General features: G+C 39.6%; 18 protein-coding genes and 1 tRNA gene. 9 read left to right on the forward strand and 10 right to left on the reverse strand.

Annotation, left to right across the window (positions count from 1 at the left end):
• Positions 1–63 precede the first annotated feature (63 nt).
• From H9X96_RS14640 to H9X96_RS14650, 3 genes are all read left to right on the forward strand, one after another.
• On the forward strand, positions 64–843 hold the full coding sequence (locus tag H9X96_RS14640) for a carboxypeptidase-like regulatory domain-containing protein (protein WP_187667006.1): 780 nt from the start codon (positions 64–66) through the stop codon (positions 841–843).
• On the forward strand, positions 788–1,693 hold the full coding sequence (locus H9X96_RS14645; RefSeq protein WP_187667007.1) for an alpha/beta hydrolase: 906 nt from the start codon (positions 788–790) through the stop codon (positions 1,691–1,693). The genes H9X96_RS14640 and H9X96_RS14645 overlap by 56 nt, the downstream gene beginning before the upstream one ends.
• A 419-nt stretch (positions 1,694–2,112) precedes the next feature.
• Positions 2,113–3,087 carry an alpha/beta fold hydrolase gene (locus H9X96_RS14650; protein ID WP_222943908.1) on the forward strand — a complete coding sequence of 325 codons (975 nt, stop codon included), beginning with the start codon at positions 2,113–2,115 and terminating at the stop codon, positions 3,085–3,087.
• 322 nt (positions 3,088–3,409) lie between these two features.
• Here H9X96_RS14650 and H9X96_RS14655 read toward each other — a convergent pair whose 3' ends face one another.
• The 7 genes from H9X96_RS14655 to H9X96_RS14685 all read right to left on the reverse strand — a co-directional run bounded on the left by H9X96_RS14655 (position 3,410) and on the right by H9X96_RS14685 (position 7,905).
• The gene (locus tag H9X96_RS14655) at positions 3,410–3,934 is read right to left on the reverse strand and encodes an Arm DNA-binding domain-containing protein (RefSeq protein WP_187667008.1); all 525 of its coding nucleotides are present in this window, start codon (positions 3,932–3,934) and stop codon (positions 3,410–3,412) included.
• Positions 3,935–4,179: 245 nt separating this feature from the next.
• Positions 4,180–4,269, reverse strand: a tRNA-Ser gene (locus H9X96_RS14660).
• 112 nt (positions 4,270–4,381) lie between these two features.
• Positions 4,382–5,095, reverse strand: coding sequence for an SOS response-associated peptidase (locus H9X96_RS14665; RefSeq protein WP_187667009.1), 714 nt, complete (start codon positions 5,093–5,095; stop codon positions 4,382–4,384).
• 409 nt (positions 5,096–5,504) lie between these two features.
• A complete protein-coding gene (locus H9X96_RS14670) occupies positions 5,505–5,777 on the reverse strand; it encodes a hypothetical protein (protein WP_187667010.1) in 273 nt (90 codons plus the stop codon).
• Positions 5,774–6,802 (reverse strand): class I fructose-bisphosphate aldolase, encoded by a 1,029-nt coding sequence (locus H9X96_RS14675; RefSeq protein ID WP_187667011.1) that lies wholly within the window; start codon positions 6,800–6,802, stop codon positions 5,774–5,776. The genes H9X96_RS14670 and H9X96_RS14675 overlap by 4 nt, the downstream gene beginning before the upstream one ends.
• A complete protein-coding gene (locus H9X96_RS14680) occupies positions 6,799–7,434 on the reverse strand; it encodes an HAD family hydrolase (protein ID WP_255431123.1) in 636 nt (211 codons plus the stop codon). Before H9X96_RS14680 ends, H9X96_RS14675 begins: the two co-directional genes overlap by 4 nt.
• Before the next feature lie 114 nt (positions 7,435–7,548).
• Complete coding sequence (locus H9X96_RS14685; protein WP_187667012.1) at positions 7,549–7,905, reverse strand: hypothetical protein; 357 nt, start codon at positions 7,903–7,905, stop codon at positions 7,549–7,551.
• 349 nt (positions 7,906–8,254) lie between these two features.
• Here H9X96_RS14685 and H9X96_RS14690 point away from each other — a divergent pair, with 349 nt between their 5' ends.
• From H9X96_RS14690 to H9X96_RS14705, 4 genes are all read left to right on the forward strand, one after another.
• Positions 8,255–9,025: a hypothetical protein gene (locus H9X96_RS14690; protein WP_187667013.1), complete on the forward strand. Its 771-nt coding sequence runs from the start codon at positions 8,255–8,257 to the stop codon at positions 9,023–9,025.
• A complete protein-coding gene (locus tag H9X96_RS14695; protein ID WP_222943909.1) occupies positions 9,009–9,851 on the forward strand; it encodes an SUMF1/EgtB/PvdO family nonheme iron enzyme in 843 nt (280 codons plus the stop codon). The genes H9X96_RS14690 and H9X96_RS14695 overlap by 17 nt, the downstream gene beginning before the upstream one ends.
• Positions 9,852–9,928: 77 nt before the next feature.
• Positions 9,929–10,798, forward strand: a complete 870-nt coding sequence (locus H9X96_RS14700) for an ABC transporter ATP-binding protein (RefSeq protein WP_187667014.1) — start codon at positions 9,929–9,931, stop codon at positions 10,796–10,798.
• Between the two features lie 4 nt (positions 10,799–10,802).
• On the forward strand, positions 10,803–12,383 hold the full coding sequence (locus tag H9X96_RS14705) for a hypothetical protein (protein WP_187667015.1): 1,581 nt from the start codon (positions 10,803–10,805) through the stop codon (positions 12,381–12,383).
• 47 nt (positions 12,384–12,430) lie between these two features.
• Here H9X96_RS14705 and H9X96_RS14710 read toward each other — a convergent pair whose 3' ends face one another.
• Both H9X96_RS14710 and H9X96_RS14715 read right to left on the reverse strand, forming a co-directional pair.
• Entirely contained in the window at positions 12,431–13,120 is a 690-nt protein-coding gene (locus H9X96_RS14710) for a DUF4142 domain-containing protein (RefSeq protein ID WP_187667016.1), read from the reverse strand.
• 118 nt (positions 13,121–13,238) lie between these two features.
• Positions 13,239–15,629 (reverse strand): ABC transporter permease, encoded by a 2,391-nt coding sequence (locus H9X96_RS14715; protein WP_187667017.1) that lies wholly within the window; start codon positions 15,627–15,629, stop codon positions 13,239–13,241.
• 203 nt (positions 15,630–15,832) lie between these two features.
• Here H9X96_RS14715 and H9X96_RS14720 point away from each other — a divergent pair, with 203 nt between their 5' ends.
• On the forward strand, positions 15,833–16,192 hold the full coding sequence (locus H9X96_RS14720; RefSeq protein WP_187667018.1) for a hypothetical protein: 360 nt from the start codon (positions 15,833–15,835) through the stop codon (positions 16,190–16,192).
• Positions 16,193–16,420: 228 nt separating this feature from the next.
• Here H9X96_RS14720 and H9X96_RS14725 read toward each other — a convergent pair whose 3' ends face one another.
• Positions 16,421–16,939: a hypothetical protein gene (locus tag H9X96_RS14725; protein ID WP_187667019.1), complete on the reverse strand. Its 519-nt coding sequence runs from the start codon at positions 16,937–16,939 to the stop codon at positions 16,421–16,423.
• Between the two features lie 104 nt (positions 16,940–17,043).
• Between H9X96_RS14725 and H9X96_RS14730 the strand changes: the two genes are divergently transcribed.
• Positions 17,044–17,262 carry a hypothetical protein gene (locus H9X96_RS14730; protein ID WP_187667020.1) on the forward strand — a complete coding sequence of 73 codons (219 nt, stop codon included), beginning with the start codon at positions 17,044–17,046 and terminating at the stop codon, positions 17,260–17,262.
• Positions 17,263–17,618: the final 356 nt, after the last annotated feature.

The raw sequence follows: 17,618 nt of genomic DNA on the forward strand, positions 1-17,618 counted from the left end.
TTTCGTAATCAACTCATTGATTGTTAGTTTTGAAGAACTCGAAACTCTTATCTGAAATTCATTATGAGATTGATAATATTAATATTTCTCGTTTACTTATCAAATCAGCTTTTTGCACAACAGGTAACCGGATTAGTGGTTGACGAAACTACAAAAATACCCATAATGAACGCAAGAGTAACGACATCTTCTTACGGCACTTTTACTACTGCAACAGGGAGATTTAGTTTGAATAATGTTCATTTTGGGGATACCATAACAGTTAGCCATATGGGTTACGAATCCTATCACTTCAGGCATAGCAATAGTTCTAAATCTGACACCATGTTGATCTTATTAAAAGTCAGTCCAATTGCTTTACAAGAAATAGCGATAAAAGGAATCCGTAATTACACTCAGGATTCTTTAAACCGGAGAAAGGAATTTGCTTCCGTCTTTGCTTACAAAGCTCCTAAGTTTAAAGATATTTTCATTACTAAGTCAGCTAATACATCTGCCCACTATTCTCCTTTTCAAAATTCTACCTCTACTTTAGTTAGCGTCAATCTTCTATCAGTAATTGGTTTACTTACTAAAAATAAAACACCTGTTTCTAAATTGCAGAAAAAGTTGTTAAAGGAGGAAGAATATAATTATGTGGATCATGTATTTTCAAGGGAAAAAGTGAGATCCTTAACTTCTTTAAAAGGTGATTCACTCCAAAACTTTATGACTGAATATCGTCCATCTATTGAGGAAGCAAAACAAATGACAGACTACCGACTACTATTATATATTAAAAAAAGCTATGATGAATTTACCAAAACCTACAAGCCTGAAAATTTCCCTTCCCTTAACAAATAAAATCTTCATCCTGCTCGGATGCATATTGACGACGACTGCATGTAATCATATAGATAAAAGTCAAAAAAATGAAATTGATTTAAAATCAGACTATAGCATCTATTCAAAAAATGTACGGGACAGCTTTTACATTTCTGTACAATTACCCTTAGAATATCAGGAAGAACCTAAAAAGAAGTATCCGGTGGTTGTTTTAACCGATGCCAATTTTTATAGTCCGATGCTTGCCCCAATTCTGCACCAATACGAAAAAGGAGGATTGTTACCACCCTTAATCTTGGTTTCTATCGGTTATAAATCCTTTAGTCTAATGGATTCCTTAAGAGTAAGAGATTACATGTTTCCCGCTTCCATTCCGTCAGATGAAATGGAGGCTATAGGTGGGGGCCAAAATTTTTATCATTTTATAACAGATGAGTTGTTGCCAAAAATAGATTCAAGCCATAGGGTCGAGAAAGATAAAAGGACATTATTAGGGCATTCCTTTGGTGGTTATTTTTCTCTTTTAGCACTCTTGGAACAAGTTGAAAATAAAAGAAATGATTTCACAGGATTTGTTTCTGCTAGCCCATCTTTATGGTATAATGACAAATACCTTTTTAAGTTAATCCAAATACTGAAAGCATCAGCTATAAAAGACACCCTCAATGTTTTTTTAAGCGTAGGAGCAAAGGAAGAACCTAAATGGTCGGTTCAGCCCGTTAAGGATTTATCAAAACAATTATCTGATCCCAATATAAAGAAAGTAATCACCGATGTTGAAATCTATTCACATTTGGACCATATGGATGTTGGATTAATTTCTTTTATAAAAGGGTTAGAGAAAATATATAATAAACCCGACCAATGATCTAATAAGACCAAGGTCTGAATAGCCTATCATTAACATGATTATTAGTGTTTTCCTAAAAAAAATTAACTTTAATCATTATGGGAAGACCCAAAAAAACAATCCCCGAAAATTTCATCAAGGATGTACGTCGCAGTACCCGAAGAATCTTCACTGCAGAATAGAAATTTTGATCGTGATGGAAGCGCTACTTGCAGAGAATTCTATCGCCGAGATCTGTCGTAAGCACAGTATTAACTGAATACAAATTTACAGAAATTTTTATGAAGTGGTAGCAATGAAAGCGCAAGAACTAAGCGCAGGAATAATCGCAGTATTTTTTATAAATTTGTATGATCTCATAATTGGCATAGGTTGACCGAAAACACTGGCATCAACATTCCGAAATGCCCAAGTGATTAAATATTGAAGCTCTAATCTTGCAAAATAATACCGAAATTAAAAAAATGGATAAAAACCGTCCTTCGCTCATAATGAGAATATCAAAAATATTTTTAAAAACAGTCATAGGAATTGTAGCCATAATCGCTATCCTACTCATCACGACATTCCTGATTCATCAAGTCAATTCAAGCATCGAAGCTGATAAAATTGAAGATTATGGTCAAAAAATAAAAATTTTTGACGGTACAATGAATATTACAATAGATGGCCATGATCCAGACACGATTGTGTTACTCACCGGATTTGGAACGGCAAGCCCAAGATTAGATTTTGAACCATTAATCAGAGAATTAGACAAAAAGTATACAGTGATCACGATTGAACCTTTTGGTTATGGATTGAGTAGTGAAACAAATCGTGAACGCAGTTTGAATAATATGTCGGAAGAAATACATGAAGTTGTGAAACAATTAAATCTTAATCGTTTTATATTAATGGGGCATTCCATTGCTGGGCTTTACAGCTTAGCATACATTAACAATTATCCAGGTAAAGCAATCGCATTTGTAGGTATTGATACCAGTGTGCCAACACAACCTTGGCCGGGTTATAATTCGGTACCTATGGATTTTTTAGCCAAAGTAGGTGTAATGCGTGCATTTTTAAAGTTTTTTGGAAATGAAAAACCTAAAGAAGAATCAGAAGTACACCGTTTTGAACAAGAACACATGATTACGATGAAAGTAACCGGGAACAATACTTTGCACAGAGAAGCAACTTCATTAAGTAATAGTTTTAAAGATGCTCAAAAATTATCTTTCCCGAAGGATTTACCGGTTTTATTGTTTGCAGACGAAAACTCAGCTGTCAAAGGCTGGACAGAACTGCATCAAGCGCAAGCCAACAGCGTGGATAAGGGAAAACTAATCTTATTGCCTGGTTCTCATTATCTACATCATACACAATCTAAACGAATTGTAGCAGAACTTGAGTCTTTTTTAGGAAAATAAAATAATTGATCCCGTCTTAGCACTTCCTTGTTTGAAGTGTATAATAAAAGCAATTAAATGTGTATAACATTCACTACTTGGATGATCTCGGTAAATCACACGAAGAAAAAAGTTCACAATGATCCAGAATCTAAGATCCCACTCAATTACACCTTTTGTGCTCACAAACCTCGTATCGGCACTTCTCCCATCCTAAAATTTATCTTTAAAAAAAGCTACATCAATACTTCATGCAATTTTCGCTGTAAAGCGATTTATAGACGCTTGAGTTCAACTCAAATGCAGTTCACAACGCTTGTGGTGGTAATCTGTTTTTTAATGCTTAAAAACCCTTAAAATGAGCCGAGTGGCCATCTTTAATCGAAATAGGGCGACTAATTTGATGCGTTAATTGTGGCCACTTTGCACGCGACCTAGTGACCACTTTTGGAAAAACCTCCAAACGGTCTAACGTTTCCTTTTTAAATTCCGAATCCAGCAGGGCTTCCATTTTCTGTTTTTGATCCTTAAAAATATCAATCAAGGTCAGTGATTTTTCTTTCTTACCTAAAAACTGGTTTCTGATACTTTCGGCAGAAATGAATACATCTGCTTCAATTAACTGGCGGTGTGCCTGGTAAACTTTAGCTTGCAGATTGTCCAGATAGGCATTAAAAGATTTTACTTCTTCTTTATTGCCGTTAGACCGTCCTGTTTGAGAGTTCCAGCGGGAAGGTTCACAACTGCTGCCAGCGGTGATTTCAGAACGTTTACCTTGAACAGTAATGCGTAAATAGATAGGTGCAGAGCCTTTTACGTAGTTTTTTGGCTTCTTCATGTAGAAGAGCAAGCTGAAATTAGTTTTCATAATGTTGCACATTAGGGGTTTACAAATTCAGCTTTGCAGTTACTAGCAATCAAGATGTTCAGTATTTTAACGGGTTGTATAACAAATACACATACGAAATTCGGTGAGTCATTTCAATTTCCAAAACTACTCACCGAATCGCTCACCTACAGGATGGGAAACGGTGCATATTTTGGATACCTCCAAAATGCAAAAAGCCTGCTATCATATGATTTGCAGGCCTTTTGTTGGTTTTGATACCATGTTGGCGGAGAGTGGGGGATTCGAACCCGCGGACCCTTTGACAAGTCAACAGTTTTCAAGACTGCCGCAATCGACCACTCTGCCAACTCTCCGGCACAAAAGTACGAACTCCAGTCGGTTCTGCAAATTATGAATCATTTTATTTAATAAAGTCTTTATAAAGAGCTAAAAATGAGTAGTTTTATTTTTCATCACTCCTTGTTTTTAGTCAAAAAGTGTCGGTATAACTACCTCATTGTACGGTTTAATGAGGTCAAGACCCTTATTCGGGCTCTTTTTTGTAGAAACTTTATTCACTTTTTTGCTCACCTGTGTCCTGTTCATCATGTGATCAGGGTAGGGTTTACACATTTCCAGCAATTGTTCTACGGATAGCTTTTTATTTAACCACCTTAGTTCTTCATTACGATGCAGGATCACCGGCATTCTTTGCTTATCATGGATTTCGCCTACAGTTTTATTCGCTTCGGTAGTCATGATGCCAAAAGTTCTGTATTTCTCACCGGTTTCGGGGTTTACCCACTGACTCCATAATCCTGCGAAGCAGAAAGTTTTTCGTTCATTGGTAAAGCGATACGGTCGTTTGTCGGTATCGGTGATTTTTTGCCACTCATAAAAGCTGTCTGCAATGATCAAACAGGTTTTACGATGTTTCATTAAAGGAGCGTAAGTTTTCTTCTCCATCACCTCCTCACTACGAATATTCCAGGTGTCAAAAGTAAGTACATTACTGCTGGCAGTATGGGCGACAATGCCAAAGGACATTTGCTGGATGATATCAGGCTCATCGGAAGTAATCACCAAACCGCCATCGGTGACGGCAATATTGGCATCTGGTTCATAAGCGCCCACAAGTGGATAGGGATTATTTTTTAGAATCTCTTTTTCTTCGGCTGTTAGGGTATATCTTGCGCACATAATTTAGGACCACAAAGCTATCTTATTTCTACTGAATTTAGAAACCTCCCAACGGGTTTTAAAGGAGCTGAATCAGCTATGAAAGACTGAAAATAAATGCGATAAAATATCGACATCAATGATCGTTAATTGAAATTAATTTAACAATTTTAGTTCCTTCTTGTTCTCAATTACTTTAATATTGCTATGTTCGATATTTTCTGGAAGCTTATATGCACAGAAGGTCCCCTCTATCTTCTTACATACAGATAGAGGGGCTTATTTTCCGGGCGATACCGTGTGGTTTAAAGGTTATGTTTTAAATGAAGGCTTTCTGGATAAATCCTTAAGGAACTTGTATATCGATTGGGGAAAAACATACGGTGCAATTCTGGAGCATAACGTATACCTGCTCTGTCTTTATTTGCTTTCATTTGAAGGGTTTTTGTTGGAATTTTTTAAACAGGCAATATTGATAATATTTGGTTCCGCAAGTTGGTAGAATTGACAAATGAGCGAGATTAGTTTTTGCAGGAAGATGAGCAAGTACCTGCTTCTCAAATTGGGGCCAGTTGCCGCCAGAAATGATCGCTGCTTGTGCCACTTGCAGCAAGTCATTTAAGAGTACCGACATTTCTGGGTCGATGGCCGCCTTGCTTTCCGCTAAAGTGCCGTCAAGGTCAAATATGATGAGCTTTTTCATAATGCTCCAAGAGCATTTTCCATTCCATGATGATACGCTGCTCTGCGTGCGGCACTGTTACAGGCTGCACGATGGGCCAATGCTTTTTGTGCCCTGGCCACATTTTCATCCTCACCTTTCCAGATTTCCAATGCCGGTTGCTGGATCGCCCGCGAAAAAGAAAAAGTTAAAGGCCATGGCATTTGCGATCCATACCTGAGCTGCATCATGTTCAGCCGCTCAGAAGCAAGGACAGGAGGTTGCCCCCCAGATAGAAATGCAACCCCGGCAACAGCCGCAGGAACTACTTTAAGAAAAGTTGAAACGGTTTGCTGAGCGATCGTTTCTGTATCACTTTGTGCTGAACAAGCCAGACCAGGTAATACCATATTGGGTTTTAAAATCATGCCTTCCAGAAAAACTTTCTGTTCATACAAGGCATTAAATACCTCTTTTAAAACATCTTGTGTGACCGCTGCACATCTTTCCAGCGTATGGTCTCCATCCATCAAAACTTCGGGCTCCACAATAGGTACTATTCCGGCCTCCTGACAAAGTACGGCATAACGGGCAAGGGTATAAGCATTGGCTGCAATACAGGCTTTTGTAGGAATATCCATGTCGATATGAATCACCGCACGCCATTTGGCGAAACGTAAGCCCATCTGATCATAATCTGTCAGGCGAATACTTAAACCGTCCAGTCCCTCAGTGATCGTTTCTCCAGAAAAGAATGGTACGATTCCCTGGTCTACTTTTATCCCCGGAATAATCCCTTTTTGTTTCAGAATGGCCAGAAAAGATTGGCCGTCATCTGTCTTTTGATGAATCGTTTCTTCAAAAAGTATAGCTCCGCTGATGCTTTCTTCCAATTGTGGAGTAGTCACGATGAGTTGGCGGTATTTCCGACGGTATTCTTCCGTTTGAGGTATGTTTAAAGCCTTAAATCGTTTGTCGCAGGTACCTGTACTTTCGTCCATGGCCAGCAATCCTTTATCATCTCTCATGAGCCTTTCGGCTATGTTTTTAAGTTCTTGGGTGTTCATGGTTTTTTATGGTTAAGGGAAGAATTAATTTCCTGGATGATCTGTTGAGTCCTGGAGACGTCCTGGTGATGAATGCTCCGGATACCGAGTTTCTGAGCAGCTTTTGTCAGCATCAGACGGTCGTCAAAATAGATGCATTCCTCTGGTGAAACCTGTGCAATTCCCATAGCCAGATTAAAAATACCAGGATCAGGCTTACGCATCCCTACCTCGCAGGAGGAAATGAAAGCATCAAAGCAATCGTGTAGACCAAATTTCTGAATGCGGTAATTGTTGAGTTCTCTGCCTTCATTATTGATAGAGATGAGCCTGTGCCCGCAGGTCTTTTTCCATTCTTTTAACCAGGGCAGCAGTCCAGGTAACTCGACCGATTGGGCAAACATGAAGTCCTTAAAGTCTTGTTTGCTAAAAGATCTTGGGTGGTTGAAAACCACTACATCCAGGTAATCATCCAGGGTAATTTTACCCATCTCATACACATTGAAAATGAAGTCGTGGAGAACATCCATTTCTTCATAATTTAAGTCGAAAAGCCTGGCCGCTTCTTGTCTGGATTGATGCCCCCAGCCATTGTTGAGCAAGACACCGCCGACGTCAAAAAAGAGTACTTTAATTCTGGATTCTTTCATCATCAAATTTAGATGATAACAAAAAAATCAGACGTTAGTTTTCAGCCTATTGAACTCAAGCATTGACCTTTTTTGAAAGCTAGGCGGAATGGTCAGGGATATCCTGACCTCAGGGACTTATTTTTTGATTTCTTTTGGCCCTAAAAATAAGAGGATCACGGCCGTGATTTTTAAGAAACCAGAAAACAGCTGTAAGGTATAAGGGGAGCTGACGCTGATTTCTTGCGCTGGTGCCGATAGCAAAGGGAAAATGCTCAGTACAGTTACAAATAATGCTACCCATTTTACCCAATGTTTTCCAATGAAAGCAAAGTATCCTAATGTCATGAACATTAAGGAGGTTTCTACGCCAATCGACATCGAAAAATTTGCGTCCTGTCGACTTTGAATGACTCCAATAATTACATCAACTAATATGGCCGCGAAAATTATATAGGAGGCGAATTTGAAACTCTTGTGAACCTGGTCTTCCATTTGTATGTTAAAAAGCGGCAAGGTAGTATTTTAAATTCAGTGGAGCCCAAACCTAATCAGGCTTGCCGCAAAGCTGAAATCAGATTTGATCGCCATCTTTTGAAAGTTGGTAGAGACGTTGAGTACGATAAAGAAAAGGGAAATTATCCGAAGATATTTCCCTAATCTAAATTAACGCTCTCGTATATAATACGCTGACAAAGGTTAGATATTGTTTTGGAGATCATTTTTTTTTAGAATGATCTTTTTTTGTTCAGGGTTTCAAATAAATGATGGTAGTTTTACGGAAAGTCAGGGGCGGAGATTACCATAATAAAATATTAGCTTTGGTTAGCCTATGTTTAAAACTATGACGATCACCCTAAAAAAATACATTCAAATTTTCTTTCTGGTAGTTGGAATGCTATCCTCAGTTTCTGTTTTTGCACAGGAAGATAACCAGCAATGGATAGAAGCCAGTCCTGCCAGTCAGGCCTATCATGCCAGCCGTTTTAAAAACACAACGCCTCCTTATGGTTTGGCGAAAGTAAAGGCCATGATCGCAGGAATAAAATCAACTGGCGGCGATGGCGATATTTACTTTAATGTGCTGAGTTCAAAACTTTACCAAAACCTGTCGCTTCCGGAAAAGTTCACTTATCACATGATCCACCCTGAAATCTCCAGCCAAAACTGCGATATTCCTACGCCAATTTTGGAAGAAGACTTAAAGATTTTTGGAAATTTACCTGATCCTTTTGATGAACAAAACTGGAGTGAAAGACAGCTGAATTTTTTTATCAGCAACAGAGATACTGTACTTTCGCTCATTTCAGAATCTATCAACAGAAGTAAAAAAGTAGGCCTAAACTACAAAATTGCGATTGAGCATGTCAATGGCTGGGAAGTGATTCCGGTTTTGATCAATGTCTATAAAACGGATCGTAAAGATCATGATATCCTGACTGTCCTGATCCAGCTCATGAAGAAAAACGACTATCAGCCTTTCATGACTTCTGCTTCTTATCTTAAACTTTACGGTAATAATAGCACCTACACGAGTTTCATTAGTTTTAATCAGGCCAATGAAGACCTGGTGATCAATAGGGCTGAAGCCTTCTACAATGGCCGTAAAAAATAATTTCATAAGGCTGCTGCTTTGTGTCATGGGCTTATCGTACCAACAAGCAGCTGCACAGTCAGACACCAGTTTTGTCCATATTCCCAAAGGGGAATATTGGCTAGGGAGTCGCGAACATCAGCTTAATCCGCTTAGGAAAGTCAGCAGCCCTGGTTTTGATATCGCGGCTACAGAACTGACCAACCGCTTGTTTGAAAAATTTATAAAAGCTACGAATTATAAAACAGATGCAGAGCGTCTTAAAAATGCGATGGTCTTTGCACCCGGACTTGCGGAATTCCGATGGCTGAGCGATCGTACAGCCTACTGGAGATTCCCAAATGGGACTAGCCGCGAGGGGATAGCAGATAAAATGAACCACCCGGTAACTACGATCAGCTATGCAGATGCCGAGGCTTATTGCAAATGGGCAAAAGTCAGATTACCAACACTCGATGAATGGGAAATCGCCTCAAGGGCAGGTGCTAGAACTACTTATTTCTGGGGCGAAGATCCTAAGCAGATCAGGGAATATGCCAATATCTGGCATGGACGCGACCACCTAACCGCAGACCTTACAGATGGCTATATGTATACTGCCCCCATTGCCAGTTTTAAACCAAATGCCTTCGGTCTGTATGATATTTATGGAAATGTGTTTGAATTTTGTGAAGGAAGCCTAAAAACTGATCCCAAAAACCGGAAACTGGGCCATGCCAGGGGAGGCTCCTGGTGGTGCAGTAACTATGCCTGCGGTTTTTTTAACTCATTAGATGTCGGTAGAAACAACCCACATACCTCTTTTAGTAATCAGGGGTTCAGGGTACTGAGAATTTCATCAAAATAATACCATTTAGAAAAATTTATATCGCTATCTGTAACCTAAGGCATACAGGTGAAGTCAAACAGCCATACAACTTATACATGGCGCTTTCGATCACTAACCTTAGTAAACAATACAACGTACAAAAAACGGCAGTCTCCAATTTGTCTCTCCACATTAATAAAGGAGTTTTAGGCTTGTTGGGACCTAATGGTGCCGGCAAATCGACACTGATGAAGATGATTGCGACCATCAGCATTCCTTCCAGTGGAACGATCCTTTTAGAAGGGATAGATATCGTGCAAAATCCCAACTTCATCCGTAAAGTACTGGGCTATCTGCCGCAGGATTTTGGCGTGTATCCCAACCTCAATGCTTATGAGTTTCTGGAATATATTGCCGCAATGAAAGGGTTGGGAGGCACAGGACTTCGCCAGAGAATTGACCTGCTTTTAGAAGGAGTAAACCTGACTGCTGATGCGAAGAGACCTATAGGTACTTATTCCGGAGGGATGAAGCAGCGGATTGGTATCGCACAAGCGCTGCTTAACGATCCTAAAGTCTTGATTTTTGATGAGCCTACAGTAGGTCTGGACCCTGAAGAGCGGATGCGTTTTCGTCAGTTGATCGCTGATTTGGCACAGGATAGCATCATCATCCTTTCCTCACATATTGTATCTGATATTGAGAGTATTGCTGATGAGGTGGCGATTATGCAGGAAGGCAAACTGATTACACATGCTCCGCAATACGAGATCATCAAACAGGCGGAGGGAAAAATATTTGAAGTATTACTGGATAATAATGACCTGAATGCCTTTAAACATCATTATAAAGTAATTGATACCGCACGTCAGGCGGATAAGGTAAAAACACGCTATATCAGTACCGCACAGGCTGCAGCACCATTGTCTGCTCAGGTTACCGCAACCTTAGAGGATGCTTATTTGCTTTTAACCCAAACTCACTAAGCGTATGTCTTATATGTATCCCATCATCAAAGCGGATTACCTGCAGCGTACCCGTAGTTATTCCTTTTTGATCACACTGGCTGTAACTATTTTTATGGCCTATTCATTTATACCTGACCAGAATGCCAACTATACCACCTTAAGTGCCTCAGGGTATAAAGGTGTGTATAATTCAGCATGGGTAGGTTATGTGTCTGGTATTATGACGACTGTAATGTTAACTTATTTTGGTTTTTTACTGGTCAATAGCGGCATTAAAAAAGACATTGATACCGAAGTAGGGCTGATCATCGCCACTACACCCATCAGTAATTTTAAATACCTGCTGAGCAAACAGCTGAGCAATTATCTGGTTCTGCTGACCATCGCGGGGATCACCTTTTGTGTCAGCATTATGGTGTTTTTTTATCGCGGAACTGGCTATCCTTTTATTTTAGGCAACTTTATATTTCCCTACCTATTTTTTGCGGTGCCTGCACTGTTTGTAGTAGCCGCCCTTGCAGTAACTGCTGAGGTGTTTTTGGGTAAGCGCAGTATCCTGCAGTTCATCATTTATTTTGCACTATGCGGGATCTGTATGGGCTTCATCAATAGTAAGGAGGGTGCTGAAACTGCTGGAGTTTTTGACCCATTTGGTCTCAGCCTTTTGACTAAAAGTGTGACCCAGCATATCAATACTCATTTTAATGAGCACCTCACAAAGGTGTCCTTTGGTTTTATCTTTAGTGACCACAAAAGTGATAAGCCCTTTATCTGGGAAGGCTTGGATTGGTCAGCTTTATTTATAGGAAGTCGATTGCTGTGGATCGCTTTTGGTTTTGCATTGGTGTATTTTTCCTCCCTATTTTTTCACCGTTTTGATTTTAAACAGGCAGCCGGCACCAAAAAGAAAATAAAAGAACTATTCAGTACAGCAGCATTGAAGCCGATGATCAAGCCTATTGGAATAAATCGGACAAGCCTGCCAGCACTTAACTTTAATTATGGCATCTATCCTTTTGTAAAAACAGAGTTCTTATTGCTGATCAGGCAAGGTAATCAATGGATGTGGCTGTTGAATGCGGGTTTATGGGTAGCGATATGTTTTGTTCCACTGCAGATCGCCTATAGCTACCTCTTGCCTATACTGCTGTTTTTACAGGTCACACGCTGGTCGGAGCTAGCCACTAAGGAGAAGAGCAACCGCGTTCATTATTTTGCTTATGCGGCTTATAAACCTTTACAGCGTATGCTGCCTGCACAGGTAATAGCGGGGGTAATTTTAGCCATAGGTCTGAGTTTGCCGGTCATTATTCGCTGTGCTTTAGCTGGTAGCGGTGATGTGGTATTCAATATCATCAATGGACTAACGTTTATTGTGTTGTCGGCTGTAGCGCTAGGCATATTAACGGGTGGTAAAAAGTTGTTTGAGGTGTTTTTCTTCCTGCTGACCTATGCTGTATTGAACAAGGTACCTGTAACAGATTACCTGGGCAGTCTGCCTCATCAGCGTATGGAGCTGCTGATGCTGAACATATTGGGTATAAATGTGGCTTTGGCCATCATTAGCTTGATGACGAGAAGGTATCAGGCCAGACATCTTTAAGAAAGCATGGCACTGCTATTTTGGGCAGCGCCATGCTTATGGGTAACTTATTTTATTTCCTGACTCAGTTCGAGCGCAGCTTCCAGGTGTTTTTTTAAAATTGGCAATTGTTTCAGTGCAAATTCCTTCAGTTCCGAATCATCAGCATTACTTCCTCTGTTATAAAGGGAAATGAGATTGCGGTTGCTTTCCACCATCATGGTCACAAAACCAAGATCTGTTTTAGGCGTGCCTCCCCACAATACATCTTTTTCCAGTACGATATTTTTCTGCGAACTTAACTTTTTCAAGTCCTTTTGAATTGCGGTAAGATCTGCAGAAACCTGGTTGGCATAGTCTTTAATTTTGTCCTTGGTTAATGTACGGGTAGCTCTATTACTTGCACTGATCTCCATTTGCTGAGCTGCAATTATCCTGCTGATCAACTCTGCGTCGGTCAATGCTTCCAGGGATAGCTGCTTCCCTCTAGCGATCATATTCGCTCTTCCAATTGCATCACTGGCGATGTTGTTTGCCGCTACCTTTGAACCAGCAGCTCTTGTCTGAGTGATTCCAGGCGTTAGCCCATCACCACTGGCATTAATGATAGACCTGGTTGGATTATTGATCGTCGGGTTAACGGTGGTAATTTTACTCCCTTTTCTTTTGCCTTCAGCAGATAAATTTCTGGAGGTAGAACAGGAATAAAGTAGACAGGAGGATAGTATTGCAATTGCGGTGATGCGAAGTGTGTTCATAGGGCCTGAATTAAAATTGTTTGGCAAATCAAAGCTATGGAAATACTACTAAGATAAGCTAAATAAAGATGTGATAACTGCGAAAATGATCCGAATCTAACCAAATAGCAGAAGCTCCTTACTCATATTTAAGCGCATCTATGGTATTGGCCGTTGCGGCTTTATAAGACCTGATACTTACAGTGATCAAGGTGATCAGCATAGAAATGCACATCGCAAAAGCAAAAGGCCATACGCTCAGCTCTATCCGATAAGCAAAGGTAGACAGCCATTTGGAAACAAACAGGTAAGCCAATGGCCAGGCCACCAGGTTGGCGAGAAACACCATCATTAAAAATGAGCCATTGAGCATCTTCACCAATTCAAAAGTCGAAGCACCCAATACTTTTCTAATGGCTACTTCTTTAGTTCTTTGTGTAGCTACAAAAGAGATCAAACCAAATAAGCCAATGAAAGAAATAAAGATAATTACCGCAGCAAAGACCTTAAATAATATGCCCATGATCGCTTCACTCTCATAATAGCTGTTGATCCGTTCATCCAGAAAATTGGCTCCGTAAACACTTTGAGGGAAGTTCTCGTTCCATAAAGCTTCAATTTGCTGCATCGCAAAAACCATCTGTTTTCCCTCTAGTTTTACAGCGGCGTACCAGTATTGATTTTTATCAGAAGAAATGGCCAGGCCAGAAATGTTCTCTTTTAAAGATTTATCATTGAAATCTTTGACCACACCTACAATCGGGATATTGGCATTTGAGGTGCTAATCATTTTACCAATTGCATTTTGAGGGTTGGTCATCCCTACTTTTTTAAGAAAGGTTTCATTGACCACATAGCCATTAGTCGTATCGCTTTTCGTAAAAACCTTGCCCGCAATAATTTTCAGGTCAAACAATTTAAAATAGTTTTCATCCGCTTTAGAAACCCTGACTTCGAAATCATGGTTTTCCTGCCCATCAAAAACAAAACTACTCGAATTTACATCCTGAGAAAGTGGTGCCGACTGACAATAGCTCATCATCTGAACCCCTGGAATTTGTAAGATCTTCTCTTTGAATAGATTGTGCCTGCTTTTACTGGTACTGTCTCCTGGCATGCCAACCATGGCCACAGCAGTAGAACTGAATCCCAATGGTTTTTGCTTCAAATACTCCATCTGACGAACAATCACTAAGGTGCCGATGATCAGGATAATGGTGATTGCAAACTGCAGCACCACTAATATTTTGCGCATGCTCAAGCCATTATTATTCAAGGCTACTTTATTTTTTATAGCCAGCGCGGGATTGAAACCAGAGATGATCATCGCCGGATAAAAACCTGCTAAAAAGCTGACAAATACCACCAGCAGCGCCATGAATACAAAAATAACAGGATGACCGAACAGACTGAATGAGATTTGGTTGCTGAAAAGATTTTGCATTAAAGGAATGGCAAGTTCCGCAAGGATGCAGGCAAATAGCAAGGCGATGACCACTAAAGTGCAAGTTTCCGTTAAGAATTGAACCATTAGCTGCTTACGCTTACCGCCCATCACTTTACGAACGCCCACCTCCTTAGATCTATTGACTGCCTGAGCAGTATTTAAATTGATAAAGTTGATGCAGGCGGTACAGATCAAAAATAAGCCGATGATGGCAAGGCCATAAATCTGATGTTTGTTCATCGTTGAATTGGCGAAATTATCATAAAGCGCTGCAAAATGAATCTCTTTTAGTGGCTGCAGTCTGTTGACCTGGTTTCCAGAAGCTTTTTGGTCGGTGTAATGTATTTTGTTAAATTTCGCCAGTGTCTGTTTAAGGTCTTCCGCTTTTAAGCCTTCTTTGAGCAATACATAGCTGCTGTAACTTGAACTGATACAGTCCCAGCAGGTGCCATTTCTTTCCGAAAAACTCTCATAACTAACCACTAATTTCAGGGGGAAACTACTGTTTTGAGGCATATCCCGAAATACACCCGTCACCTTTAATTCTGTTTTCGTGCCCAGGGTGATGGGCTTGCCAACCGCATTCTGGACATTGCCAAAGTATCTGATGGCGGTTGCTTGGGATAAAGCTACCGTATGAGGCGCATTTAGTGCCTCAGATGGTTTACCATATAGCCAATCTAGCTGAAGGACTTCAAAAAACTCTGGTTCTGCGTAGTAAACATCTTCCCGGCTTTTTATCGTCTCTTTTCCTTCTTTATCTTTAATATGAACCACATTTCCTCCTTTGGCTATGGCACCAATTTTCTCTATCCCCGCAATTTCATTTCTGGCGGCCGAGGTAAAAGGCAGTGGCACTCCTGAAGAATAATCGTCAAAGGAATTGTATTTCCAGTCGGTCACCACACGGTAGATGCGGTCTTCATTTTTAAAGCCTTCATCAAAGCTCAGCTGGAAACGGATAAATATAAAAATCAGGATGCAGCTTGCCATACCAATGGAAAGACCAAAAATGTTAATCATGGTATAGCTCTTGTTTTTCCAGAAGTTGCGCAAAGCGATTTTTAAATTGATCCTAAACATAATTCGGTTTTTCTCTTCCCTTTCGCGAACGATATGCCAAAGCCTAAAATACGCAATAATCAGTCCTTAGATAGTACTTGGAATTTTAAACTGTTCGTTTACGTACATCAGCTGATCGAAACTGCACAATAGGTGGGATCCAGGTAAGGCTAAACTATTTCTGTTTTTTAAAAAATATTCCTGGCGTAACTCCGAATTTCTTTTTGAAAGCAGCAGAAAAATATTTAGGCTTCAAACACAATACTGTTCATCAGGAGGAAACAAAGTCCATCATCAACTATTTAAAGAAAACCTATCCCAAGTACGAAGAGAGAGCGACGCAAGGAAATGGCGAATCATTCTTCTGGGATCTAACAACGCTAAATGCATGGATTTTTGTGTACCAGGGGATTTCAAAAGACAAGCATGCGAAGCAATTTCTCAGTACCGATTTTATCGATGTAAAAAGAGGGACACGGATGGAGAATAGCAAGGATAATAAAGTGATTACCATTAAAGAATATGATAAAATGATGTATCCGGATATCCTGAAATCATCAGCCACATTCGGTGAGTGTCTTTAAGACCTAAGACGACTCACCGAGTAATTATCTTAAATGCGGTCTCATTAGACTAGCCCTCAAGATATGGAATGAATGCACGCACAGCTCCACTCGATACTTCAGATGTGGAGGAATCTAAGGTAAGGGCATAAATTCGGTACAGCACCAAAGTGTATAAAAAGTACAAAAGTTCGGGTTTGCGATCAGCCTGGCGTAAAATCTTTGCTGGCGGTAGTTTTATATTTTCTTTTAATTCTTTGCTGGTAGTGGGGCTTTCATTTCAGCGGGTTTCTGGTATTTGTCTGATAAATTCTCTGTATCAATTCCTTTCATCTTGCCACTTATTTTTTTTAAGCCATATTTATCGGTAACATATTTGTCAGTCATACGAAATGCGCCAATATAATCATAGTCGTCATTTATAACCGTTAAAGTATCGTTTTCTACCTTATAAAAACCTTCACGAATAATTTTGCCATTTCTCGTTGCGTATTTTGTGATTTCCATTTCGCTCGACTTTCGCTTATCAAATGTGATTTTATATACTTCTAATGTATCGCCATTGATTTGTCTTAAATCTGAGTTTATGGCTTGATAACCTAAATAAATATTGAATTTTTCCTTTTTAATTTTAAAATCTTCTTTCCATTTATCGTTCTTAGCTATATCGGAAGTTCCAACAGTTCTAAATTCTGGTTTTGGCTTTTTTTGTGAAAAAGCATTTGTAAAAAATGTTGTGAATAGTATAAGTGTAAATATTCTTTTCATTGATTTATGTTTGAGTACGGTCAGTCAGAAAATTACTGCCAACGTTTTGGGTATTGCCGAAGGGTGGGAAATATTAGCACATCCGTTCAGCTAATGTACAAATTTTGATAGAAGCTCAAATTAAACATAGACACATTAATATTCCGGAGTCTTTACTACATAATAAATTTGAGGAGTTATTAAAACATTTGAGTTTTTCTCAGGAGTTTCTGGATAAACTAATCAGTAGAGTTACTACGCTGGCTAAAGGAATGTTAAATATTTCTGAACAGCGTAAGAAGATACTGGATGGGCAGCTAAAAGCAATTGATCTTAAGCTTTAAGGGGTAGAGGAGAAGCTCTTTGAAGGCATTATTGTTGCCCATACTTACAAAAGATGGATGGCTAAATTTCAAGGAGAAAAAGCCAGTCTTATGGAGGCGTATAGATTTTCAGAAACTCTTTAAGATACTTTACATCAGGAATTGTGGATCAAGCGGAATTCTTGGGGGGAAGGAAATAAATTCTTTCTTTTGCATTCGTAAACCAAACAAAAATTTTCATTTTGAGTCGAGCCGAGCAAACCCTGATCAGTTTATTATTACCGGAAGGTATTCTGGATTATTTTGAATTAACGCAGGTAGAAAAAGAAGGTAAGATGCTAAACATCTACCTTGAAGAGAAAAATATAGCCCCAGAT

Origin of the sequence: Pedobacter sp. N36a (assembly GCF_014472395.1) — a bacterium.
Lineage (GTDB): Bacteria > Bacteroidota > Bacteroidia > Sphingobacteriales > Sphingobacteriaceae > Pedobacter.